This is a genomic window from Streptoalloteichus tenebrarius (assembly GCF_024171885.1).
GTDB lineage: Bacteria > Actinomycetota > Actinomycetes > Mycobacteriales > Pseudonocardiaceae > Streptoalloteichus > Streptoalloteichus tenebrarius.
In genome coordinates this window covers 17,707-40,049 of record NZ_JAMTCP010000034.1, presented here as the reverse complement: position 1 = coordinate 40,049, position 22,343 = coordinate 17,707, and the positions used below count along the sequence as shown (strand labels likewise).

20 protein-coding genes and 1 pseudogene are annotated in these 22,343 nt (G+C 72.3%); 10 read left to right on the top strand and 11 right to left on the bottom strand.

Annotation, left to right across the window (positions count from 1 at the left end):
- Window positions 1–94: 94 nt before the first annotated feature.
- From LX15_RS23585 to LX15_RS23565, 5 genes are all read left to right on the top strand, one after another.
- A complete protein-coding gene (locus LX15_RS23585; RefSeq protein WP_253671829.1) occupies window positions 95–1,096 on the top strand; it encodes an Acg family FMN-binding oxidoreductase in 1,002 nt (333 codons plus the stop codon).
- Between the two features lie 141 nt (window positions 1,097–1,237).
- Window positions 1,238–1,855, top strand: coding sequence for a CBS domain-containing protein (locus LX15_RS23580; protein WP_253671828.1), 618 nt, complete (start codon window positions 1,238–1,240; stop codon window positions 1,853–1,855).
- 337 nt (window positions 1,856–2,192) lie between these two features.
- Complete coding sequence (locus tag LX15_RS23575; RefSeq protein ID WP_253671827.1) at window positions 2,193–3,260, top strand: P-type ATPase actuator domain-containing protein; 1,068 nt, start codon at window positions 2,193–2,195, stop codon at window positions 3,258–3,260.
- A 463-nt stretch (window positions 3,261–3,723) separates the two neighbouring features.
- Window positions 3,724–3,963: a hypothetical protein gene (locus tag LX15_RS23570; protein ID WP_253671826.1), complete on the top strand. Its 240-nt coding sequence runs from the start codon at window positions 3,724–3,726 to the stop codon at window positions 3,961–3,963.
- 258 nt (window positions 3,964–4,221) lie between these two features.
- Complete coding sequence (locus LX15_RS23565; RefSeq protein ID WP_253671825.1) at window positions 4,222–5,859, top strand: universal stress protein; 1,638 nt, start codon at window positions 4,222–4,224, stop codon at window positions 5,857–5,859.
- 9 nt (window positions 5,860–5,868) lie between these two features.
- On the opposite strand, the gene LX15_RS23560 is transcribed toward LX15_RS23565, so the two are convergent.
- Window positions 5,869–6,036, bottom strand: coding sequence for a hypothetical protein (locus LX15_RS23560; RefSeq protein WP_372502783.1), 168 nt, complete (start codon window positions 6,034–6,036; stop codon window positions 5,869–5,871).
- Between the two features lie 209 nt (window positions 6,037–6,245).
- Window positions 6,246–6,344, bottom strand: a pseudogene (locus LX15_RS33850) (IS5-like element ISNeu3 family transposase); the annotation flags it as partial.
- 68 nt (window positions 6,345–6,412) lie between these two features.
- On the opposite strand from LX15_RS33850, the gene LX15_RS23550 reads away from it, so the two are divergent.
- The gene (locus tag LX15_RS23550) at window positions 6,413–6,607 is read left to right on the top strand and encodes a hypothetical protein (RefSeq protein ID WP_253671824.1); all 195 of its coding nucleotides are present in this window, start codon (window positions 6,413–6,415) and stop codon (window positions 6,605–6,607) included.
- A gap of 266 nt (window positions 6,608–6,873) precedes the next feature.
- On the opposite strand, the gene LX15_RS23545 is transcribed toward LX15_RS23550, so the two are convergent.
- The gene (locus LX15_RS23545; protein WP_253671823.1) at window positions 6,874–7,755 is read right to left on the bottom strand and encodes a LysR family transcriptional regulator; all 882 of its coding nucleotides are present in this window, start codon (window positions 7,753–7,755) and stop codon (window positions 6,874–6,876) included.
- 155 nt (window positions 7,756–7,910) lie between these two features.
- Here LX15_RS23545 and LX15_RS23540 point away from each other — a divergent pair, with 155 nt between their 5' ends.
- Window positions 7,911–8,747 carry an EamA family transporter gene (locus LX15_RS23540; protein ID WP_253671822.1) on the top strand — a complete coding sequence of 279 codons (837 nt, stop codon included), beginning with the start codon at window positions 7,911–7,913 and terminating at the stop codon, window positions 8,745–8,747.
- 213 nt (window positions 8,748–8,960) lie between these two features.
- Here the strand turns inward: LX15_RS23540 and LX15_RS23535 are convergent, their stop codons facing one another.
- The 5 genes from LX15_RS23535 to LX15_RS23515 are packed head-to-tail and all read right to left on the bottom strand — an operon-like array spanning window position 8,961 to window position 13,965.
- Complete coding sequence (locus LX15_RS23535) at window positions 8,961–9,968, bottom strand: ketopantoate reductase family protein (RefSeq protein WP_253671821.1); 1,008 nt, start codon at window positions 9,966–9,968, stop codon at window positions 8,961–8,963.
- Window positions 9,961–10,746 (bottom strand): SDR family NAD(P)-dependent oxidoreductase, encoded by a 786-nt coding sequence (locus LX15_RS23530; protein ID WP_253671820.1) that lies wholly within the window; start codon window positions 10,744–10,746, stop codon window positions 9,961–9,963. Before LX15_RS23530 ends, LX15_RS23535 begins: the two co-directional genes overlap by 8 nt.
- A complete protein-coding gene (locus tag LX15_RS23525; protein WP_253671819.1) occupies window positions 10,746–12,062 on the bottom strand; it encodes an MFS transporter in 1,317 nt (438 codons plus the stop codon). The genes LX15_RS23530 and LX15_RS23525 overlap by 1 nt, the downstream gene beginning before the upstream one ends.
- Complete coding sequence (locus tag LX15_RS23520; protein ID WP_253671818.1) at window positions 12,059–12,955, bottom strand: polysaccharide deacetylase family protein; 897 nt, start codon at window positions 12,953–12,955, stop codon at window positions 12,059–12,061. The genes LX15_RS23525 and LX15_RS23520 overlap by 4 nt, the downstream gene beginning before the upstream one ends.
- Complete coding sequence (locus tag LX15_RS23515) at window positions 12,952–13,965, bottom strand: Lrp/AsnC family transcriptional regulator (protein ID WP_253671817.1); 1,014 nt, start codon at window positions 13,963–13,965, stop codon at window positions 12,952–12,954. Before LX15_RS23515 ends, LX15_RS23520 begins: the two co-directional genes overlap by 4 nt.
- 332 nt (window positions 13,966–14,297) lie before the next feature.
- Here LX15_RS23515 and LX15_RS23510 point away from each other — a divergent pair, with 332 nt between their 5' ends.
- Genes LX15_RS23510 through LX15_RS23500 form a run of 3 tightly spaced genes read left to right on the top strand, consistent with a single transcriptional unit; the run spans window position 14,298 to window position 17,951 of the window.
- Entirely contained in the window at window positions 14,298–15,833 is a 1,536-nt protein-coding gene (locus LX15_RS23510) for a radical SAM/SPASM domain-containing protein (RefSeq protein WP_253671816.1), read from the top strand.
- Window positions 15,830–16,120: a hypothetical protein gene (locus tag LX15_RS23505; protein ID WP_253671815.1), complete on the top strand. Its 291-nt coding sequence runs from the start codon at window positions 15,830–15,832 to the stop codon at window positions 16,118–16,120. Before LX15_RS23510 ends, LX15_RS23505 begins: the two co-directional genes overlap by 4 nt.
- 19 nt (window positions 16,121–16,139) lie before the next feature.
- Window positions 16,140–17,951, top strand: a complete 1,812-nt coding sequence (locus LX15_RS23500) for a hypothetical protein (RefSeq protein ID WP_253671814.1) — start codon at window positions 16,140–16,142, stop codon at window positions 17,949–17,951.
- 126 nt (window positions 17,952–18,077) lie between these two features.
- On the opposite strand, the gene LX15_RS23495 is transcribed toward LX15_RS23500, so the two are convergent.
- Genes LX15_RS23495 through LX15_RS23485 form a run of 3 tightly spaced genes read right to left on the bottom strand, consistent with a single transcriptional unit; the run spans window position 18,078 to window position 22,272 of the window.
- Window positions 18,078–19,244, bottom strand: a complete 1,167-nt coding sequence (locus LX15_RS23495) for a hypothetical protein (RefSeq protein WP_253671813.1) — start codon at window positions 19,242–19,244, stop codon at window positions 18,078–18,080.
- Window positions 19,241–21,295, bottom strand: a complete 2,055-nt coding sequence (locus tag LX15_RS23490) for a hypothetical protein (RefSeq protein WP_253671812.1) — start codon at window positions 21,293–21,295, stop codon at window positions 19,241–19,243. The genes LX15_RS23495 and LX15_RS23490 overlap by 4 nt, the downstream gene beginning before the upstream one ends.
- Complete coding sequence (locus LX15_RS23485) at window positions 21,292–22,272, bottom strand: hypothetical protein (RefSeq protein WP_253671811.1); 981 nt, start codon at window positions 22,270–22,272, stop codon at window positions 21,292–21,294. Before LX15_RS23485 ends, LX15_RS23490 begins: the two co-directional genes overlap by 4 nt.
- Between the last annotated feature and the right edge of the window lie 71 nt (window positions 22,273–22,343).

The following is a 22,343-nucleotide window of genomic DNA, read 5'->3' as shown; positions in this document are numbered from 1 at the left end:
CGCCCGTGGGCCCGCCCCCCGGCCCCGGAACACGCTGGTTGTCGAGCGTCGGGACGCCGAGGTCCGGCGTTCGCGCCAACCGAGGAGGTGTGCCATGAACGCGGTTCCCGAGGCCCTGGGTCTGCGGCCGGACCAGGTCGAGGCAGTGCTCGCGGCCGCGGGGGCGGCCCCCTCCGTGCACAACACCCAGCCCTGGCGGTTCCGGGTGACCTCGGAGGGCATCGAGCTGCACGCCGACCCGACGCGTCGGCTGCCGGTGGTGGACCCGGAGGAGCGGGAGCTGCACCTGTCGTGCGGCGCGGCGCTGTTCAACCTGCGGGTCGCGTTGGAGTCCTTCGGCGTGCGACCCCTGGTCAGCCTTCTGCCCGACGCGACGCGTCCCGGCCTGCTGGCGATGGTCCGTCAGGGCGGGCGTGCCCGCCGCTGCCACGAGGTCGAGGCGTTGGCGCGGGCGGTGCCGCTGCGCCGGACCAACCGGCTGCCGTTCCGGGATGAGCCCGTCCCCGCTGGTCATCGTCAGGCGTTGGTCCGGGCCGCGCAGGCGGAGCGGGCCTGGCCGCACGTGGTCGAGGACCGTTCCCAACGCGCGGAGCTGCGGAGGCTGGTGGCCCGGTCCCACGACACGCTGACCCGCGACCCGGGGTACCGGGTGGAGCTGGCGGAGTGGACGGGCCGGGAGTCCGGGCACGCCGACGGGGTGCCGGTGACCGCTGGTGGTCCTCGTCGGGAGCCGCAGGACGAGTGGGTGTTGCGGGACTTCACCGGGGGACAGGCACGGCCGCGTGCGGTCGGCAAGGACTTCGAGGCCGACCCGCTGCTGGTGGTGCTCTGCACGTTCTATGAGGGGCGGTTGGCCGAGGTGCAGGCGGGTCAGGCGATGGAGCGCGTGCTGTTGACCGCCACCTCGCTGGGCCTGTCGGCGTCGTTCCTGTCGCAGGTGGTGGAGGTGCGACCGGTGCGCGAGGAACTGCGGCGGCTGCTCGGAGGAGGCTTGGAGCCCCAGATGCTGTTGCGGATCGGGTTCGGCTCGCCGGTGCCGGCCGTGCCACGACGCCCGGTGGCCGATCTGCTGGTGCAGGACAGCAAGGTCGGTTGAACCGGTCCCGGGGCGGGAGCAGCGCCTCCCCAGACGCTCCCGCCCCTTCTTCTTGCCCACCGCGTGGTCCGGAGCCACCGATTGCCTCATGCCCGGCAGCGCGATGACGTGATCGTGACGAGGAAGAACCAGGAGAACGCGATGCGTGCCAAGGATGTCATGACTCACCCCGCCGTCACGGTGGGTCCGGAGACCCCCGTCAAGACGGCGGCCGCGATGCTCGCCGAGCACGGCTTCACCGCGCTGCCGGTCGTGGACGAGGACGAGCGGCTGGTCGGCATCGTCACCGAGGCCGACGTGATGCGGGGCCGCATTCCGCGCGACCCCCGCAGCAGGCTCTACCGCGAGGCCCCGCCGCCCGCCTCACCTCCGGCGACCGTGGGCGAGGTGATGACCACGACGGTCACGGCCATGCCCCCGGGAGCGGACCTCGCCGACATCGCGACGGTCATGCTGGAGAAGAACATCCGCAGCGTCCCCGTCGTCGAGGGTTCGCGCGTCGTCGGCGTCGTCACCCGGCGCGACCTCGTCCGTGTCCTCGCCCGCGAGGACACCGTGATCGCCGCCGACGTGCGCCACCGGTTGGAGATCTACGGCGGTCTCGGCCGCTGGACCGTGCGCGTCGAGCACGGCGTGGTCACCGTCGAGGACGAGTTCGACGACCCGACCGACCAGCAGGTGGCCAGGACGCTGGCGTTGGCCGTGCCCGGGGCGCAGGACGTGCGGACCCTGGTGCGGCGCAAGGAGGAATGGGGCTGATGGGTCCAGACGCGGCCGCCCGGTCGGCACCAGGGGCTCCTGGACATGGCGGAGTCCATAGTGGACACTCGTGCGGGCGGGGGAGGAGGCGACCGCGCCGGCGACCGCTTCCGCGATTCCCCGCCGCCGGAGCGGCCGATGAGGGCTTTCGACCCTGCCCGGCATGAACCTTGGACGGTGTCCTCCGCCTTCCGACACGACCTAGCGTCACATCGTGACCAGCGGGAACCTCGACCACAGTCCGGGTGCCGACGCGGAGCCGGACACACGCGCACAGGACGGAACCTGGTTGATCGCCGAACAACGGGTCGCCCCCGGCTCGGAGCTGGGGTGAGCCATGACCACCACGAGCCACGTGATCCGAGGCGTGTGGCGCGCGCGGCAGGACCGGCGCGGACCCGCGGTCGCCGCCGCGCTCGGCCTGGCCGCGCTCGGCCTGGCCGCGCTCGGCCTGGCCGCGCTGGGCCTGGTCCTGGCGGCGGGTGAGCCGTCGCTGGTCGTCGTGGCCGCCGTCGTGCTCGTCGGCGGCCACGTGCTCCAGGTCCTCGCGCGCCGCTGGGCGGGGCAGGACCTGCGGCGGGCGCTGGCCGCCACACCGCGATGGGCGAACCAGCGGCTGTCCCACGCGGTCCGCACCGTTCCGGTCGCACGGGTCGCACACGGAGACCTCCTGGTGGTGCGCCAGGGCGAGCTGGTCCCGGTCGACGGCAGGATCGCGGGCGTCGGGCTGTTCGACGAGTCCGCGCTCGGCGGGGGAGCGCCACCCGTGTGGCGTTCCCCAGGCACCGTCGTCAGGGCGGGCGCCACCAATCTCGGTCCGACCGTCGAGTTGTGGGCGACCGCGAACGCCGACGACAGCGCCCACGCCGCCCTGCGACGCGCGATCGAAGCGTTGCGTGTCGCCGAGGACGCCCTGGCTGGCAATCTGCGTCGCCTCGGTGTCGTCCTGAGCGCCCTCGCGGTGCTCACCGCTGCCTTCGTGTGGGTGTCGACGGGAGAGCCGTCGCGGTCCGCCGCGATCCTGCTCGTCGCCACACCGGTGCCGCTGCTGTCGGCCTCCTTGGTCGCCGTGACCGCCGGCGCGTCGCGCGCGGTCCGACGCGGTGTCCTGAATGACGCGTCGAATCCGTTGGCCGTGGCCATCACCCGGCGTGCCAGGCGGTGCGCTCTCGCCGCCGGAAGCCTCACGCTCGTGACCGGGGCGGCCGCTGTCGTGGCGGCCTTCGGTCAACTGGCGCCCGCGGCCGCACTGGCCGTCCGTGCCGTCGTCGACGTCGCCGCCCTCGGCGCGGCGCTGGCGGCCCTGTTCCCACCCCTGATCCCGACACTGCGAACCCTGAGTGCTCCTCGGGAGGGCGACACCGCGAGGGAGTCCCTCGACGCGCTGCTCGGCCTTCCGGGCTGATCACACCACCCGCCCGCGACGTGCGGCGCCCCCTGTCCTGTCCTCCCCGGACCTTCGGCCGCGGAGACAGGACTTTCGTCCACGGTCCTGCCACCGCTGGTTCCGGCAGGCTTGGTGGTGGCGACGAGGGGACCGCCTTTCCCCGGGCGGGGGCCAGAGGGGACAGGGCGGCGTCGCCGTGACCGGTCACGTTCCGGTTCCGTCAGGTCGGGCCTGACGGAAGCGCCAGTGACGGGAGTGACGAGGCGGGGTGGCCAGGGACGAGGACGGCCACCCCGCCTCCTCCGCTGCCCGGTGCCCCCGGCTCTGTCCTCCGACGTGTTCCTCGGCGTTGAGCGCGCGGTGAGCGGTCCCGGGGCGTTCGCGGTGCGTCACGGGACCTTCGGCCATGTCGGAGTCGTCGTGCCGCTTCCTACCGTCGGAAGACCGGGAACGAGACCGGGAACCGTTGCGAGGAGTCCGGATGAGCATCGAACGCGCCACGTGGCTGGGAGAGATCATGGGAGTCGCTGTCCAACGCCAACTGGACGACTACGCGGGGGCGTACCGCTGGATCGCGCACGTGTCCGGCGACGTCGTCACCGTCCACGGGACCTTCGAGGACGAGGCGGAACGACGGATCGTGCTGGCGCTCGTCCACGCGGTGCCCGGTGCGGAGTCGGCCCACGTCGTGCTCGTCCCGAACCCCCGCCCCGCCTCCTGACCGCGCCCGCACCCACGACCACCGGCCGCCGCCTGGTCAGGTGGGGTGATCTTCGCCCGAGGGGTGTTCGTCGCGCCGGGCAACGGGTACTCAGCCGCCCAGACACCGGCTCCCCGGCGTCGTCGGCGACAGGCCTCGTCCCGCGGTCACCAGTGACCGCCGCGAGGGACCGTTACCAGCACAGCCGGCACGGCCAGGGCCGTCCGACGCGCCGCCGGGCCGACGCCGTCCCTCCCCGACGACCCCACGGAGGCACCGATGCCAACACCCACCGTCTCCTCGGTGATGACGCGGGGCGTGGTCACCATCCGCCCTGACACACCGTTCAAGGACATCGTGGCGTTGTTGAACGACAAGGGGATCAGCGCCGTCCCCGTGACCGACGACGACGGCCGGCTCCTGGGTGTGGTGTCCGAGTCCGACCTGCTCGCCAAGGAGGAGTACCGGTCAGGGCTCGACCGCGCGCCAACGCTGCTGTCCACCCGCGACCCGGAGGAGCGCTGTCGCAGGGCCGAGGGGCGCACGGCCGCCGACGTGATGACCCCCGGTGTCGCGTGCGTCCGCGAGGACGACCCGGTCGTGGCGGTGGCTCGCCGGCTCGCCGAGGCCAACGTGCGCCGCATGTTCGTCGTCGACGAGTCCGGGAGCCTGGTCGGTGTGGTCGCCCGCCGCGACCTGCTCCGCCTCTACCTGCGGCCGGACGAGCGCATCCGCGACGACGTCCGCGCGCTGCTCGACGAGATCGCCGCGTCGGAGGCGTCGGCGATCGAGGTCAGGGTCGAACTCGGTGTCGTGGCACTCCTCGGGCGGGCCCCGAGCCGGGTCGGCCAGGAGCGGGTGGTCCGCGCCGTGCGCGCGCTCCCCGGCGTCGTCGGGGTGCGCAACCAGCTCATCCCGGGCCAGGGCGTGCCGTCGAGCCCGGCGGAGGCCGCGCCCACGGCCCCGGCCACCGCCACGACGACCACGTCCGCGTCCGCGTCCGCGTCCGCGCGAGCGGAGCGCGCCGGCGGCGGGGCGCGTGCCGTGAGGCGTCCGGAGGGGCGCGTGGTCGCCGGCATCTCCGGAGCCGAGGAGGACGACGCCAAGGTCGTCGCGTGGGCGGCGGAGGAGGCGGCCCGGAGGGGCCTGCCCCTCCACCTGGTCCACGTGTACGCCGCCATGCCCTACGCCATCCCGGTCACCCTCGGCGGGCCGCTTCCGCCGGTGGACGATCTCGCCGTGCGCGAGGCAGGACGGGTCGCCCTCGATCACGCGGCGCGCCAGGTCAGGGCGGCGCACCCCGCGCTGGGCCTCACCGCCGAGCTGGCCAGTGGCCGCCCCGACCTCGCCCTCCGCGAGGAGTCGGCCAGGGCGGCGATGCTCGTCCTCGGCGCGCGGCGGCACGGGGCGCTGGCCGAGGTGGTGCTGGGCTCGATGGCCGGCGACATGAGCGTGTCCGCCACCTGCCCGGTGGTCGCCGTCCCCGTGGACCGGCCGCCCGCGCCGCGCGGCGGGCCGGTCGTCGTGGGCGTGAACGACGCGGCGACCGCCACCGACACCCTGCGGTTCGCCTTCGCCGAGGCGTCCTCGCGCGGTGCGGAGCTGCACGCCGTGCACTGCCTGGCCACGCCGTCCACCACCCCGGGCGGGGAGGGCGCCGAGCGGGACGAGCACGAGCGGAGCCTCGCCGGCGTGATCACCGCCGTGGCCGAGGGTTACCCCGACGTCCGGGCCTACAGCGCCTCGGTGCCGGGGGACGCCGTGCCCGAACTCCTCCACCGCTCGGAGGACGCCTCCCTGCTGGTCGTCGGCACCCACGGGCGGCACCGGGTCGGCGCGGCCGTCCTCGGCTCGGTGAGCAGGGCGCTGCTCCGCTCCGCCGAGTGCCCCGTCGCCGTGGTCCGCCCGACGCACTAGGTCGTGTCCTCAAAGCCCGATGAGCAGGGTGGCCCGATTGATCGTGCCTGGGTAGGAGGTGGCGGTCTTGTCGTGGCGGGTGGCGGGAGCGCGCCCCTGGTTGAGCCGGCTGAAGCAGCGTTCGACCACGGTGCGGCGTCGGTAGGCGGCGGGGTCGAAAAGGCGGGGGACGACCACCTGTCCGGCCGCGACGCAGTCGGTTGGCCCGCTGATCCCGGGGTTCGGGAATCGTCGCGGGGATACGGGCGTCCCACGCAGGGGAGGAGCGGATCGCTCGGCTGGAGTAGCCGTTGTCCGCGATCACCCGGCTCGCCCCTGGTGGCGGGTCGGCCCGGACCGGGGCGCCGGAACACGACCACGGCCGTCACCTGCTCGAACAGCACGCGGTCGTTGATGACGCCACCGGTCAACACCACCGACAGAGGCCGGCCATGGCCGTCGCAGGCGAGGTGGATCTTCGTGGTGAGGCCTCCACGGGGAGCACCTGACGGCGTGATCAGCCTGCTCACGGTGCCCGCCGCACGATCGACCTTCCCCGGTGTGGGAGGCGAAGGTGCGGCGGGCGCCGGCGGCGTGCTGGTGCGCATCGCCCGATGCTGGAGTCGATCGCCACCCTCGCGCCGACGCCTTCTCCGACTACCTCGCCGACCGGATCGGCTCGCTGCCCGGGCTGCTCCAGGTGGAGACCGCGCCGATCGTGCGCCGCGCCAAGCGCGCCGGGTCCCTCCTGATGCCCAGCACGCGTTAGGGCCTCTCCTCAAAGCTGGTGCGCCTGGTGTGATCCCAGGTGTCGACGACCGGTTCTGGCGGTGGTCGTGCACCGCCGCCCTGACCGCTCTGGTGACAGGGCTGCGGGTGATCGCCGAGGTGATGAACGAACTCGACTCCCGGTCGACTCTGACCTGGCCCCGAGGACAGGACATCTCTTTCCACGAGTTCCGTGTCCACAAGTTCCGTGTCCAGGGGCCGTGCCGTGCCCGGCTCCGGCGACGTCGAGGGGCGTCTTCCCTGGTCTCAGCTCTGCTCGCGGTAGAGGTCGGTGAGGAGGGCGACGACCTCGTGCGTGGCGGGGTGGGGGTCGTGCCGGCGCCAGATGAGGCGGACGGGAACGGGGGCGGCGTCGCGGAGGGGGCGGTAGACGATGCCGTCACGGCGGTACTGGGTGGCCGTGGCCTGCGGTGTCACACCGACGCAGCGGCCCGTGGCGATCGCGGCGAGCCAGTCGTCGACGTCGTGGATGTGCTCCACGGCGGGCCGGACGTCTTCCGGCCACAGGTCCAGCGTCGTGGTGCCGGTGCGGCGGTCGACGACCAGGGTTCGGCTGGAGATCTCCGCCAGGCGGACGGCGCGCCGCCGGGCCCAGGGGTCGTCGGCGGCGAGGGCGACGTAACGGGGTTCGTGGCCGACCACGGCGTGCGACCAGCGGCGCAGGTCGAGGGAGGCGCGGATGACGGCGAGGTCGCACAGACCCTCGGCGAGGCCGGCCGTGGGGGAGTTGTGGCGGACCAGGTGGAGTTCGACCTCGGGGTGGCGCTCGTGCCAGCGGCGTTGGAATTCGGCGGTGTGGCGGCCCATGGCCGACCAGGCGTGGCCGATCCGCAGTCGCGTGTGGCCGGTGGAGACTTCCCTGACCAGCTCGTCGGCGCCGTGGAGCAGCATCCGCGCGCGGGCGATGACCTGCGCGCCCGCGCTGGTGGGGCTGACCGTGCGGCTGGTGCGGTGCAGCAGCCGCACGCCGAGGACGCGTTCCAGCGCGAGCAGGGTGCGGGAGACGGCGGCCTGCGAGACGCCGAGGTCGACGGCGGCGTCCGTGAAGCTGCCCGCGTCGACGATGGCGACGAGGTAGCGCAGGTGCTTCAGCTCCAGCTCAGCCTGCCGACCACGACGCTTATCCATACGCCCAGCGTATAGATGGTGTGTCGAGCGCATTTTGTGCCCGGACGCCGGCGTCGGACGGTGCGGGCATGGTGGTCCGTTCGTCACAGGAAGGCGCGCCCGGTCCCGTCCTCGCCTCAAAGGTGGGGTCCGGCCGCGCTGTCGGTGTGTCCCTGATGCTCGGCAGTGGCCTGTCCACCCAGCTCGGGGCGGCGGTCGCCGCGTTGGCGTTCCCCGTGATCGGCCCGGTGGGCGTGGTCGCGGTGCGCCAGTGGGTGGCTGCCGTGGTGCTCCTGGGAGTTGGTCGCCCGAGGCCGCTTTCGTTCACCGCGGCGCAGTGGTGGCCGGTGCTGGGACTGGCCGCGGTGTTCGCCACGATGAACCTGGCGCTGTACACGGCGATCGAGCGGATCGGGCTCGGCCTCGCGGTCACGCTGGAGTTCCTCGGCCCGCTCGCGGTCGCGTTGGCCGGTTCTCGTCGCCGCACCGACCTGGCCTGTGCGATCGCCGCCGGCGTGGCCGTCGTGGTGCTCACCCGTCCCCAGCCGTCCACCGACTATCTCGGCATCGGTCTGGCGCTGTTGGCGGCTGTCTGCTGGGGTTGTTACATCCTGCTCAACCGGACCGTGGGTGAGCGCCTGCCTGGTCTGGAGGGGTCGGCCGCCGCCGCTGGGGTCTCCGCCCTGGTGTACCTCCCCGTGGGTGGGCTGGCCCTGTGGCACCACCCGCCGACGCTGCCCGCCCTGGCCTGCGCGTTGGCCGCCGGAGTGCTGTCCTCAGCCGTGCCGTTCCTGTCGGACCTGGTGGCGTTGCGCCGAGTGCCGACCCACTACTTCGGCATCTTCATGAGCGTCAACCCGGTGCTGGCCGCGCTGGTCGGCGTGGTGGTCCTCGACCAGCACCTCGACGTGACCTCCTGGGCCGCCGTCGCCGTGATCGTCTCCGCGAACGCTGTCACCGTCACCACCACCACCACCACCCGCCCGGCTGGCGACCAGACACACCGAAGCTGAAGGCCGTGCGCGGAAGCCTGCCCTCCTGAGCCCGCACGCGCGCCCGGAAACCCTGCCAAGACGGTGTGACGCCCTGGCGCATGTCGATGACGGGCCAGCTCGCGGCACCGCGGGGAGGGCGGTCCGTCTGGTCGGCCGGCGCGGTGGCCGACCAGACGGACCACGCGGGGCGGGAAGGTCCTGGTCAGGCGCTTCCCGTGGTGTGGCGGGCGCTCACAGGTTCCGCTCCAGTTCGGTCAGGTGGTCCTCGCTCATCGGCCGCTGGCCGGTCTCGACGTCCCGGAGGCGGGCCAGCATGGCGGTCAGCGTGGGCACCGCGATGCCGCGGTCGGCGGCCTCGGCCAGCACGGGCCGGTAGTGGTGGTGCACCTCGACAGGCCGGTGACGCACGGCGATGTCTCGCCAGATCCCGCTGCGGTCCTTGGACTGCGTGCGCAGCCACGCCACCAGGCGGTCCGTGGCCGCCTCCCGGTCGGCAGGGTCAGCGCTGGGCAGGTACGCGGCGGGGTCGAACTGGTCGAACGCCTCAAGGTGGCGTCCGCCCGCCGTCGCCACGGCGAACACCTCGGCGGCGACGGTGGCCATCAGCGGCCGGTGCCGGTCGATCAGGTCGGCCATGGGGGCGTCGGCCAGGGCGGTGGTGGCGAGCATCGCGCCGAACCCGAGTTTGGCCCACAGGAAGCCCTCCACGTTGTCCGTGGCCTTGGCCGGTCCCCACGCCTGGAGGTCGGCCACGACCCGCTCGACCCGAGGCGTGACGCGCCCGTCCGGCTCGCCCACGACGAGGGCGCCCTCGCCGCCGTCCCGGATCACGCCGGGCTCGACGACGTCGGCGAAGAGGTTGACGAACGCGCCGATCGTGCGCTCGGGGCCGACGGCGGCCGCGATCGTCGCCTCGTTGAGCCCGTTCTGGAGCGACACCACGAACCCGTCGGGGGCCAGCCGGGGCGCCAGCCACGGCAACACCTGCTCGGTGGCCTGCGCCTTCACCGCGAGCAGCACCCGGGACAGCCGCGCCGGCGCCTCCTCGGGCGTGACCGCCTCGACCGTCACCCGCTCGTCGCCGCCGGGGTGCCGCAGCACCAGGCCGTTCCGGCGGATCGCCGCGACGTGCTCGGCGTCGACGTCGACGACGCGGACCGGGTGCCCCGCGCGGGCGAGGTGGAACGCGAGCGTCCCGCCGATCGCGCCACCGCCGACGACGGTGTAACCCTCAGTCATGAGCGGCCCTTCCTCCTTCGGTTCCCTCCTGGACGGAGGTCGTGCCGGTCCAGTGCCGCGGCAGGTGGGGAGCGCCGGCGGTGGAGCCCCCGTCGACCCGGAGCACGGCCCCGGTGATCCAGTCGGCCCGGTCGCTGGCCAGCCAGACCACGGCCTCGGCGATGTCGCCGGGCAGGCCGCGCCGGCCGAGCGGGTTCACCGAGACCGCCGCCGCGTACTCCTCCGTGACCGGGTTGGCCGTGCTGTCGACGGTGACGAACCCGGGGCTCACGGCGTTGACGCGCACCCCGTGCGGGCCGAGTTCGACCGCGCACGCCTTGGTGAGCATCTCCAGCGCCGCCTTCGACGTGGCGTAGTGCGCGGCGCCGGGCCGGGCGCGGGTCGCGGCGCCCGAGGAGATGTTGACGACCACGCCCGGCCTGCCCGAGGCGACGCACTGCCGTCCGAACGCGACGGTGGTCAGCATGGCCGCGCGGACGTTGACGTCCTGCACCCGGTCCCACGCGTGGGCGGTCATCTCCAGCAGGGGAGTGGCCGGGTAGATCCCGGCGGCGTTGACCAGCACGTCGAGTTCGCCGGCACGGTCCACAATGGACTCGGCGAACGCGGCGTCGGCGAGGTCGCCGGCCAGGTGGGCGGCTCCCCACCGCGCGGCGGTCGCCGCGAGTTCGGCCTCGCGGTAGTCGGTGAGGGTGAGCCGGCAGCCGTCGGCGGCGAAACGGGCCGCGATCGCCGCGCCGATCCCACCGGCGGCCCCGGTCACCAGGACGTGGCGCACTAGAGTTCCTTCCCCTTGGTCTCGGGCATGGTGGTGTAGACGGCGAGGCCGACCAGCGCGGCGACCGCGACGTAAACCCACACCAGGTGCCCGAAGTGGTGGGCGTTCATCCACGTGGTCACGTACGGCGCGGTCCCGCCGAACACCGCGACGGCCAGCGCGTAGGGCAGTCCGATCCCGGTCGTGCGCACCTCGGCGGGGAACTGCTCGGCCATGATGACCGCGCAGTTGGCCGAGTAGCCGACGATGAGCACCATCCCGGCGATCTCGATGACCAGCAGGGACCAGAAGTTGGCCGCCAGGAAGTGGAACGCCGGCCAGGAGAACAGCAGGAACCCGCCGGCGAACGCGGCCATCGTCGGCTTGCGGCCGATCCGGTCGGACAGCAGGCCGCCGAAGGGCAGCAGCACCAGGAACACCACGATCGCCAGGGTGTTGGCCAGCAGCGCCTCGCGCAGCGGGATGCCGGTCGCCAGGTGCGCGTAGGTCGGCATGTAGGTGACCCACACGTAGTAGATGAGGGTGCCGGCGATGGTCATCCCGACCACGCGCAGCGCGGCGCGCGGGTGATCGCGCACCATCGTGACCAACGGGTTGCGCCGAGGACGGTCCTTGATGCGCGTGAACGCCTCGGTCTCGTGCACCGAACGTCGCAGCCACAGTCCGACCAGGCCGAGCAGCCCGCCGATCCCGAACGCCAGCCGCCAACCCCAGCCGTGCAACTGCGCCTCGTCCAACGCGGAGTTGAGGATCGTGCCCAGCAGCGAGGCGATGAGCGCGCCGGCGCCGACCGAGACCTGCTGCCACGACCCGGCGAAGGCGCGCCGTCCCCGTGCCGCGGACTCGATGAGGAACGCCGAGGACGAACCGAACTCGCCGCCGGCCGAGAAGCCCTGCACCAGCCGTGCGAGCAGCAGCACGAGCGGGGCGAGCACACCGATCTGGGAGTAGGTCGGGCACACCGCGATCACCAGCGACGCGCCGGCCATCAGCGAGATCGTGAGCGTGAGGCCCTTCTTGCGGCCGTGCCGGTCGCTGTACGCGCCGAGGACCGCGCCGCCGATGGGGCGCATCACGAAGCCGACGGCGAAGACGGCCAGGGTGGACAGGAGCGCGGCGGTCTCGTTGCCCGGCGCGAAGAACTGCTGGGCGAAGACCGGGGCGAAGGTGGCGTAGACCGCCCAGTCGACCCACTCCACGGTGTTGCCCACGGCGCCGGCGAGGATCGCCCTGCGCTGCGCGGGGGAGAGGCGGTGGTCCTGGCCGGTCCCGACCTCGACGCTGGTCCCGGTGCCGGCCTCGGTGGTGGTGGTCATGGAGCCTCCTGCGCCAGAACGTGGTCCACGACCTGGGCGTGCGTGGCGAACCAGACGCCGTCGTGGCCGGCGATGTGCTCCAGCAGCTCGGTGAGCACGATCATGCGGGAGCGGTGGCCGATGATGTGGGGGTGCAGCGTGAGCTGGAACAGCCCGCCCTCGGCGTAGGCGGCGTCGAACTCGTCGCGCCAGATCGAGAGCACACCGCGCGGCGGCGTGTAGGGGCGCAGCGACGCGAACCTGTCCATCATGAAGTACGGCGCGTCGTCGCGGATCCACTCCACGGGCAGCTCGACGACGCCGGTGGGCTCGCCGTCGGCGAGCAGCTCGTAGGGCTCGTCGTCGGCCATGAGGGAGGAGTCGTAGCGCAGCCCCAGCTCACGCGTGATCGCGAGGGTGTGCGCGGAGAAGTCCCAGGAGGGCGTGCGGATGCCCACGGGCCGGGTTCCCGCCAGCCGCTCCAGGGTGTCCGCGGCGCGGAAGGCCAGCTCGCGTTCGACGGCGGGCGGCAGGGAGGTGTTGCGCTCGTGGATCCAGCCATGCAGCGCGACCTCGTGCCCTCCGTCCACATAGGACTTCACCTCGCCGTCGTGCAGGAGCGCGGACACGGCGGGCACGAAGAACGTCGCGGGGGCGCCGAAGCGGTCGAGCAGCCGCAGAACGCGGGGGACGCCGACCCGGGCGCCGTACTCGCCCTGCGCGAGCTTGCCGGGCAGCACCTCGCCGTCGCGCAGCGCGGGGGTCTCGTGGTCGGAGTCGAACGACAGGGCCACGGCCACCCTGGCCCCGCCGGGCCACGAGGCGGGGCGCAGCGAACGCCCCGCGCGGACGCGCTCCACATGGCCGCGCCAGGTGGCCTCGTCCCACTGCCAGGGCTGGAGTTGCTCGGTCACACGTCCTCCAGGGTCGTTCGTGTTGCGGGGGTGGGGGTCCAGGCGCGCTTGAGCGTCGACACCTGGAGGGTCACGTCGGCGGCCTGGAGTCCGGGCAACGCGCCGACGACGTCGGTGGTGTGCCGGTACAGCTCGCCGAAGTGGCGCAGCGCCACCTGGCCGACGAGGTTGAACCGGCCGGTGGTGGCCGACAGGTACCGGGTGCCGGGGTGGGAGGCCAACTGCTGTCCGGCCTCGTCGAGCCGGCCGGGCAGCACCGACAGCCACAGCATGAACTCGACGGTGAAGCCGAGGATGTCCGGCTCGGCCAGCGTGCGGAAGCGCAGGCAGCCGCGGCGAACCAGCGAGTCCACCCTGCGCGCCGCCGTCGACTCGCTCGCGCCGACCTGCCGGGCGAGTTCCTTGTAGGGCATGCGGCCGTCCTCGCCGAGCGCCGCGATGATCGCCAGGTCCAGCTCGTCCAGCCGCTCCGGCGGCCGCTCCCAGAGCTGTTCCTCGAACGGCCGGACGTCGGTCCCGCGCAGCCCGGCCACGGCGTCGGCGTCCAGCACCCCGGAGTCCCAGTCGTGGTTGGACGTGAACGTGCGCATCACGGCCAACGTCTCGGTCTCCAGGACGTCGTCGCCGCCCGCGAGCCGGTGGACCTCAAGCCGGGCGACGTCCTCGTGCGAGGGCAGGACGATCTCGGCGGTGCAGTCGGCGCTGCCCGTCAGGACGCTCGCGTAACGCGTCTCCGGTCGGGCCGCGACGGCCTCGGCCACCGCGGTGGCGGTGCCGGGTCGGCACCGGAACCGGACCAGGACGGGCACGCCGAGGCCGCAGCGCAGCACGTCGACCACGCCGATGACCCTGAGCTGCCCGCTCTCGGTCAGTTGCGCGGCGCGCCGGAGGACCGTGGACTCGCTGGTCCCCACGTACCGGGCGATCGTGCCCCACGGCGCCCGACCGTTGAGCTGGAGGGCCGCGACGATGCGCCGGTCCAGCTCCCGTCCCCTGACGTCGCTCTGCATGGGCAGATCCTGGGTGCAGGAATCCATCATGTCAAGGCTTGAGATGAAGGAACCCTGCACGAAGCGCGGTCCCGGTGCGATGATCACGCAACCTGCTGGATGGGTTCGGCGTGGGGCAGGCCCTGCGCGGCGCCCCCGCGCTCACCGCCCGGCACCACACCCCGCCGGGGGAAGCGCCTCGTGGCCGAAGGCGGTCCACGACACCGCGACCTACCCTGTACGCAGCGCGCTCGCCGGATTACCGAAATCGACCTGGGAACGTCGTCACGCGTGCCCTGTGGGCCGGTGGCCGACTCTGACGCTGTCCCGGATCTGCGGAGGTGGTGGCGCGTGTGCGGGTGAGCAGTTACGTGATCGGCGCACCGCTCTCTGACGAACGCTTCTACCTTCTCCTGCACGGCATCCGCGGCACCCTGGACAAGGTCCCGGCGCGAACCGGCGCCTTCCTGGTCGAGAACCGGGGAAAGCCCCTGGTCTCCCCGCCATGGGATTCCGACGACCGGGCCCGGGCACATCTCACGGAACGCGGCTACCTGACCGACCTCCCGGAGGAGAACGAACGCCAACTCCTGGTCGAGGTCGCGACCGCCCTCCACGACGCGGCGCTGGCGCTGAGACCGCCCAGCTTCTTCTTCGTCCCGGCCTACACCTGCAACCTGCGTTGCCCCTACTGCTTCCAGCCGCACGAGATGCACGCCGGCAGGGGCGTCTACGCGAAGATCATGAGCCACGAGCAGGTCGACGACGCCTTCCGCGTCATCGACCACTTCGACCGTCCCGGCGCACTGGCCGAACACCTCGACCTGTCCCAGGAAGGGCAGGGCACGGCGGACAGCGGAAGCGTCCGCCGAGGCGCGCTCGGGCTGTTCGGCGGCGAACCCCTCCAGGAGCAGACCCGCGACGTCATCGGCCACATCGCGCGACGCGCGGCCGAGCGGGGCGCCACCCTGCGCGCGGTCACCAACGCAGTGCAGCTCGACCTGTTCACCGACCTGCTCGGACCCGACGGCCTGGCGGAACTCCAGATCACCCTCGACGGCATGTCCGACCTGCACGACCGGCGCCGCGTCGGCCCGCGGTTCCGGAAGACGTTCCAGCGCATCGTCGACAACATCGACCTGGCCCTCGCGCGCGGCGCGCGGGTGATGGTCCGGGTCAACGTGGACCGGAGCAACGCCGACGAACTCGCGCGGATGAACGCGTTCTTCCTCGAACGCGGCTGGGGAAGCCACCGCGCCTTCTCGGCGGAGGCGGCCGTGGTGACCGGGGACGCCGGGCGCGAAACGCTCGTGACACGGCCGGAACTGGTCGAGGTGCTGGACACGATCCGCGCTGACCAGGAGAGCTGTCTCGCGAGCTACGAAGGCTACGCCCACGGCGTCCTCTCCCGCGCGCTCTCCGGGAGGTACCCCTTCACCCAGGTCGCGAACTGCGGGGCCGAGACCGGCATGTTGATGTTCGATCCCCGGGGGGACGTCTACTCCTGTTGGGACGAGGTGGGATTCGCCGAACACCGGGTCGGCACCTACCACGGCGGCACGCTCCACCTCGACCACGAGGCCGCGCGCGCCTGGCTCTCCCGATTCCCCGGCGCCATCGACCAGTGCTCACGGTGCCCCTACGCGCTCATTCACACCTCGGGGTGCGCCAAACAGGCCCGGGACAACACCGGCTCCCTGTTCGCCGCCGCCTGCGAGGGATTCCAGAGCTACTTCCCACGCACCCTGGCCACCATCTACGAGCAGGTCGAGTCCTGTCTGCTCGGCGAGGCCGAGCGGCCAGGTCCTCGGCCTCCCACCCGCACCCTGCCGATCGTCGACGTCACCCACGGGCGAACCCGTCCACCGCGAGATGAGGTGTTGAGATGATGGACCAACAGTCCTTCTCCGTATCCCTGAACGAGGCCGCGGACATCGTGCGACTGATCCGGGAGAACAGGGATCTCGCCGACCTGGTCGGGGAGGCCCTGGCCGCCGGATGCGGGGACTGCCACGGCTGCAAGGGCACCAAGGGCGCGGTCGCCGAGGAGATGATGGCCACCCTTCCCCTCGCGACCCAGTTGATGCTCAAGCGGGAACGCATGAGGCAGTTGCAGCAGCAGATCGAGGAGGCCGAACAGCAACTCGCCGCCCAACGCCCGATGTCCCAGAGGTAGTGCGCGTCAGGACTTCTCGATGACGACGCCGGCGACCCACTCCTCCGACAGGCCGCTCGACTGGGCCAGCGTCCTCCCCGGCGTGTCCTGGCTCGGGTTCACCGCGCCCCGTCGTCCTCCGCCCCACCCGGCGGTGCTCGACGTCGTGGAGTCCGCGCTCCGACGGCGCCCCAGCCCCCTCCTGGAGACCGTGAGCGCCGCCCTGGCGCCCCCGTGGGAGGAACTGGGCGACGCCCGTGACGCGGCCGACCTCCTTCCCGGCGACGTTCCCGCCGAGGGAAGTACCCCTGACGACCGGATGGCGCTCTACGCGGCGGCGCGGGCCGTCAGCGAACTCGGGGCGCCGCACGGGTGGGCGGTGGTGGTCGGAACGGACCCCGGACCCGACGTGCGCCACTTCCTGCGGCACCTGGCCCGCTTCTCCCGCGCGACAGGGTTCACGCTGGCCTGCGTCGGGGGGAGAACCGCACTCCGGACACTGCTCGGACCCGACGTCCGCATCGTCGAGCGGCTCCCCACGCGGAGCGACGGACAGCCCGAGGGGTTGTCCCCGGCGGACCGGCGGGCGCTGACCGTGGTCGCCGCGTGCCCGATGGGAGCGCCACTCGTCGCGGCGCTCCGCCTCGGCCTGTCGGAGGAGGCGGCCCAGGCCCTGGCCACCACCGGGCCGGACGGCACTCCCTGGATCGTCCTCAGTAGACAGACGCGTCGGGAGATGCGTGACGGGCTCGACGCGCGGGCGCGGCGCCACCACGCCGCCGAGCTGTTCGACGCCTGGCCACCGGACGGATGGGGCTACCTGCGTCGTTCGCACCTGGCGGTCAGGAGCGGGGACCGGACGCGGCTGCGCGCCCAGAACCTCGCCCTGTTCGCCGGGTTCGCCACCGTCGGATGGGAGTTCCTCCAACGCCACGTGGCCGCCATGGCCGACTCCCTCGACACCGCCGACATCTCCGAGGCGTCACGACGCCACCACCTGGCCGCGCACTTGGCCGCCGCCCGCCTGGCTCCACGCCTCCGGCCCGCCGAGCGGGCCAGGACGGCCGCCGTGCACCACCTGCGTCGCGCGCGGTCGCTCGCCGAAGGCCCCGTTGAGGAACTCGACCTGACGGCCGAACTGGCCAACGTGTTCGCCCTCACCAGGACCGAGGACGGCCTCGCGACGGCGCGAAGGCTCTACGACGAGGCGTTGGCGGCTGTGGCGTCCATTCAGGACCGGGTGCAGCGCACCAGAGTCGAGATCATCCTGCTGAACGGCCTCGCCCTGGTGGAGTACTTCGAGGGGAACAACCACGCCGCCCTGGAGTTGGAGGAACGCGCCGAACGGCTGGCCTACGGCGTGGGCGCGGAACGCCCGGAGCTGACCAGGTGGGCGGTCTCCCTGATCGGGCTCAACACCGCGAAGTTGCTGACCGTCCGGTTCGGGGACCGCCGTGGCGCGATCGCGAAACTGACCGCCGCACTCGCGACCACCCGTTCCTCCCCCGAGGATTCCCGGGCCGTCCGAGGGCAGCTCGCCCGGCTCCACTTCCTCGAAGGCGACTATCCCGACGTCATCCGGGTTCTCGACGACCTCTACCCGGATGACCGGCTGGCCGAGGGCAACCAGCGGGAGGAGTTCCGGGACCGGCTGCTGTTGGCGTTGGCCCGGCTCAACGTGGGCGACGCCGAAGCGTGCCAGGCGCAGGTGGGTCCACTGCGACTGTTGGCGACACGCATCGGCAGCGACCTGGCCAGCGCGATCGTGGACGTCCTGGCGAGGTCATCACCGGAAGCGTCGGACCGGCCTGAGGCTGTGGCAACACTCGGCAGCTCGGCCCGCTCCCGCTGATCATTTCCAATGTGAAGAACCACCAGGCCCGGGGTGGGGCGAGTTGGGCAAAGCCCCGGAGGGGCCGTGTCGTGTCGACGGGTCGCACGACACCTCCGGGACCAACCCAGCTCGAACGGCGGCAGCTCACTCCGTCGGCGGGTGAGGGAAGAGGGCGCCGTTCTCCGGCCGCGCCGATCCGTTCTGGTGGGGGTCGGGCGCGGGCTCGTCCTCGGGCTCGGCGTCGTCGGTCGCCTCGGGCTCTTCTGGTTCGGCGGTGTACCTCTTCAGGAGTTGGGTGAGCTGCGCCTCGAACAGAGGACGTCGCGGATCCTCCGGGTCGGGGAAGTGCTTGTCCAGGAGCGCCTGCTCGGGCTCGGGTCGCGTCACCACCGGCTCGTCCACGTGACCGTCCACCACCCTCGGTTCTCCGTTGAGGGCAAGGGGAGCGGGTGTCGACGCGGCCGCGCCGTACTGGTACTCCCCGTTCCCGTTCGCCTGCGCCCACCCGTGCCCGGCCGGGCTCGCGACCAGGTGGCGGAACAACTCCGGAACCTCCCTGTTGTTGGCCGCCGCCGAGAGCTGGGCGAACGTGCCGATCATCTGGACGGTCTCCTCGACCTTGCTCGTGTCCCGCGAGAGCCACCAGACGAGCGCGCTGCCGGCACTGGCCAGCACGTCGTTGCCCAGGTAGGCGCGCACGTTCCGCTCCAGCGCCCGCTCGTGCTCCCACACCTCCTGCTGCTTGCGGATGTCGGCGAGCTGCCGCAGCCGTCTGGCGTCCTCCTCGGGGATCTGGACGCCGACGCTGTCGGCCCATGTCGCCAGTTGCCCGGCCGGATCCTGGATCATGGCCCCGAGCGCCGCGCTCAGCTTGTGCTGCGCGAGAACCGGGTCGCTCGGGTGCTCTTGAACGGTGATGGCACGGGCGCGACGCAGGATCAGGTCCGCGGCGACCGCCCCGAGGTTCGCGTGGTGCTGCGCGTTCCCCGTCGGTCGCCAGAACACGCGGGCGGAGAAGAGGAACTGGTAGTCCGCGACCGCACTCGGCAGGGGAGTCTCCGGAATGATCGTCGAATCGTCGACGTGCCGCATTCGAGGCACCTCCTGCTGCTGCTGGTAGAGCGACCGAAGATGGTGCTGGTGATGTCGGTGCCTGATCCTGCGGGCGAGGACCAGCGACGCGCAGAGCAGGACCACGGCCAGCGGCAGCCACAACCATGCCGGCCATCCCAGGCCGAGGCCCAACGTCAGCGACACCGCGACGGTGGACAACGGGAGGACGACGGAGAGAACCGGATCGTCACGGTTCATCGGGCTGACTCCTTCTCGGACGGGTCCACGACGTCCACGCGCAGACCCATCACGTCGTTGATCTTGTCAAGGACCTGCTGCCGAAGGCGGTCCCGCCGCGCCTGGTCGCCGGGGTCGTCGGTGGCCGACGCCCACCGGGACGTCGCCTGGAAGAGCACACCGAGGAGCCGGGTGTCCCTCCCCGCCGCGTTGAACAGGACGTCGAGCGGAACACCCGTCGCCTCGTCGAGCGTCGTCCGCAACCAGTCGTCCAGCAGCGGAGACCACGCCTTCTGCTCCGGAGAGCGGAGCATCGCGTTCCACAGGAGTTCGAGCTGGGCACGGACGTCTCGGTCGTCGATCAACCGCCGGGCGCGCGGGGAGTCGTCGAGGAGGCGCTCCGCGCGGGCGACGCGAGTGAGCAGCATGACGTCGACCGACGAAAGGAACTTGTCTCCTGTCGCGACCCACCGTGCGAGCCGATCCACGAGCCGCCGGAAGAACCGCCGGTTCTCGGCGAGCGAGGTGAGGGCGTCGACCGCTTCCGCGCTTACCTCGCGGTCACGATGCCTGGTGAGGTGGTGGAGCCGAACCAGGGCGCGATCGGGCAGTGACGGCGCGAGGACGTCCCGGCACAGCGCGATGACGATCCGCGCGAGGTTCGGATTCAGGGATGCCTCCCTGGACCAGTAGTAGAGATGTCGACGGAACGTGCCGCCGAAGGCCTCGTGACTCAGCCCCTGCACCAGCAGGACGGTCGCCGCGGACGCCAGGCGGGGCACCCCCTTCTCCGCCCATCTCTTGGCCACGGGAACCACGTCGTTCGGCTGTCGCCAGCGGAGGCACTGCTCGACGAGGCGGTGGGCGATCCGGTCGGTGTCCTCCTCGTCCAGGTTCGCCGTCTCGACGAGATCAGCCGCCCAGGTCAGGAACTGGGGACGCATGGTCGAGTACACGAGCCAGAAGTGACTGCGCACCGCCGAATCCCATGCGAAGCCGGGGAACCGGACTCGACGCCCCGGGTCGACCTGCGCCCCGATGCCGGACAGACGCTCGACCAGGTCCGGTCGGTCGAGCACGTGTGTCTCGTCATCGGGGAAGTCGAGGGCGCGGAGCAACCTGTTCTCCGCGTCCGGAACGACGTCGACCGGACCGCCGTGGAGGAAGGCGGTGACGAACATCAACGCGCGGTCCTGGCCGGACTTGCCGCGGACCCTGGCCGCCACCTCCGCTCCGCGATCGGTGAGCCCGGCCAGTGCGGTGCGCAGCCAGGCGCGGAACGGCTTCCGCCCGTTGTCCTCGCGCGCCCTGCGCATCAGGCGCGCGAGATGAGCGAGCTGTCCCATGCTGCCCGTGGAGAGCTGCGGTCGCAGCATCTCGTCGTTCAGATCCTGGAGGGCGAACGGAACCCGTTCTTCTTGGAGGTGCCTGCGCAGCACCTCCACCGCAGGCGGACGTGAGATGTCGGTGGCGAGCGGGCGAAACTCGGCGGTCACGATGCCGTCGTGCGGCCCTGGCAGCACGACGGCGAGGTGCGCCTCCTTCTGGAGGAGGGTCGCGCGGAAGCCACCGAGTTGACCGTGCAGGAGCTCAAGAGCGTCGTCGTCCCCGTTGGTCAGGTCCAGGAGGAGCCGCTCACCCTGCTCGATCTCGTCCGGATCGAGAAGGACGTTCTCGTCGGCGTCCGGTGGGAGACAGCGAACCGTCGCGTGCCCGGGGAGCCTGGCGAGGAGCATGAGCGCCGCACTTCGACGCCCGCTCCCGGGCGGGCCGCCCAGGAGCACGGTTCTCCGGTCGCGCAGCAGGACCCCGGCCTGGGAGAAGTTCCCCGGCTCGACGAAGCGCCTCGCGAGCCACTCGATCTCGTCCTCCGCCACGGCCTGACGCGGGCGGGGGCGGTACCCCTCGGTGGACTCCCACGCTCGGATGATCGCTCGCTCGATGGCGACGTTGACCTGGGTGCCGGGCCCGGTGTTCACGGGGGCTTGCGGGTCGCTGATGACGTCCCTCGCGTTCCCGGCGACGTCCACGCCGCCGTCGCGCGTGGCGTAGTCCTCGACCTCGTCGTTCATGACTGCTTCGGGTTCCTGCGCTTGGTGTTCTCGAACCGCTGCTTGACGTCACCGGAGTTGTTCCCGGCGGTGTAGGTGACCCCGTCCCCGTAGAACTGGGGCGTGTGGTGCTGCGTGCCGGTGATGACGGGGCCTCGGGCGTCGGTGATGACGTCCCTCGCGTTCCCGCCGATGTTCACGCCGCCGTGGCGGTGGTACTCCCTGGCCTGCACGACCGAGCCGTCCACGTCTCCGACCGAGTTCGTGTGCTGGTCCGGACGGGTGTCCGTCATGCTCTCCTCCGCGGCGTCGGTGGCGGCGTCGGTGGCCTCCGCCGGGCGGAAGCCGTGCCGGAGCAGGTCCCCGGACGGCTTCGGCACGCGCAGGTAGGCCGTGCCCTGGTAGCGCTTGACCTCGACCGGGGCCGGGACGTAGAGGTCGGGGTCGTCCGCCGCGTACCCGGACAGGACGGCGTCCTCGAACGCGCGCGCGGAAATGATCGCGGCGACGCAGGTGGTGCCGCTGGAGCGCGCGAGGAGGTCCCGGACTGGCTGGGAGTCCAACAGCCGGTGCGTCTCGATCCGCGCCGTCCCGCTGCCGTCGCTGAGCAGTTCGCCGCCGGAGTCGGTCACCGGCCCGACGTTGATGCTCACCCGCATCCGGATGGGGCCTTCCTGACCGGACAGCGGTCGCACGGTGTTCCGGTAGTCCAGCTCGTCCTGGAGCGCGCCGAGGAACGGGTTGATGAGGAAGGGGAGCAGGGCGGCGCGGAAGCCGAGGACGTGGCCGTCGCCGGTGGTGCGGGGGAAGCGCGCCTCGTCCCACATCTCGGCCAGACCGCACCGCAGGAACGCCTGCTGGAGGATTCCGGGGATCGCGTCGGTCAGCTCGGCGTGGTGGCGGCCTGCCAGGCCGCTGAAGTCCTTGACGTCCACGACGAGCATCGCGCGGTAGGGCGGAAGTTCCGTGACGCTGGTCGGTGACTGGATGGCAGGCATGGGACGGTTTTCCTCCCTGGCATGGGTACTGGCGCGACCGGAAGCCTGTCCGACCGGGGTGTGACGGAATG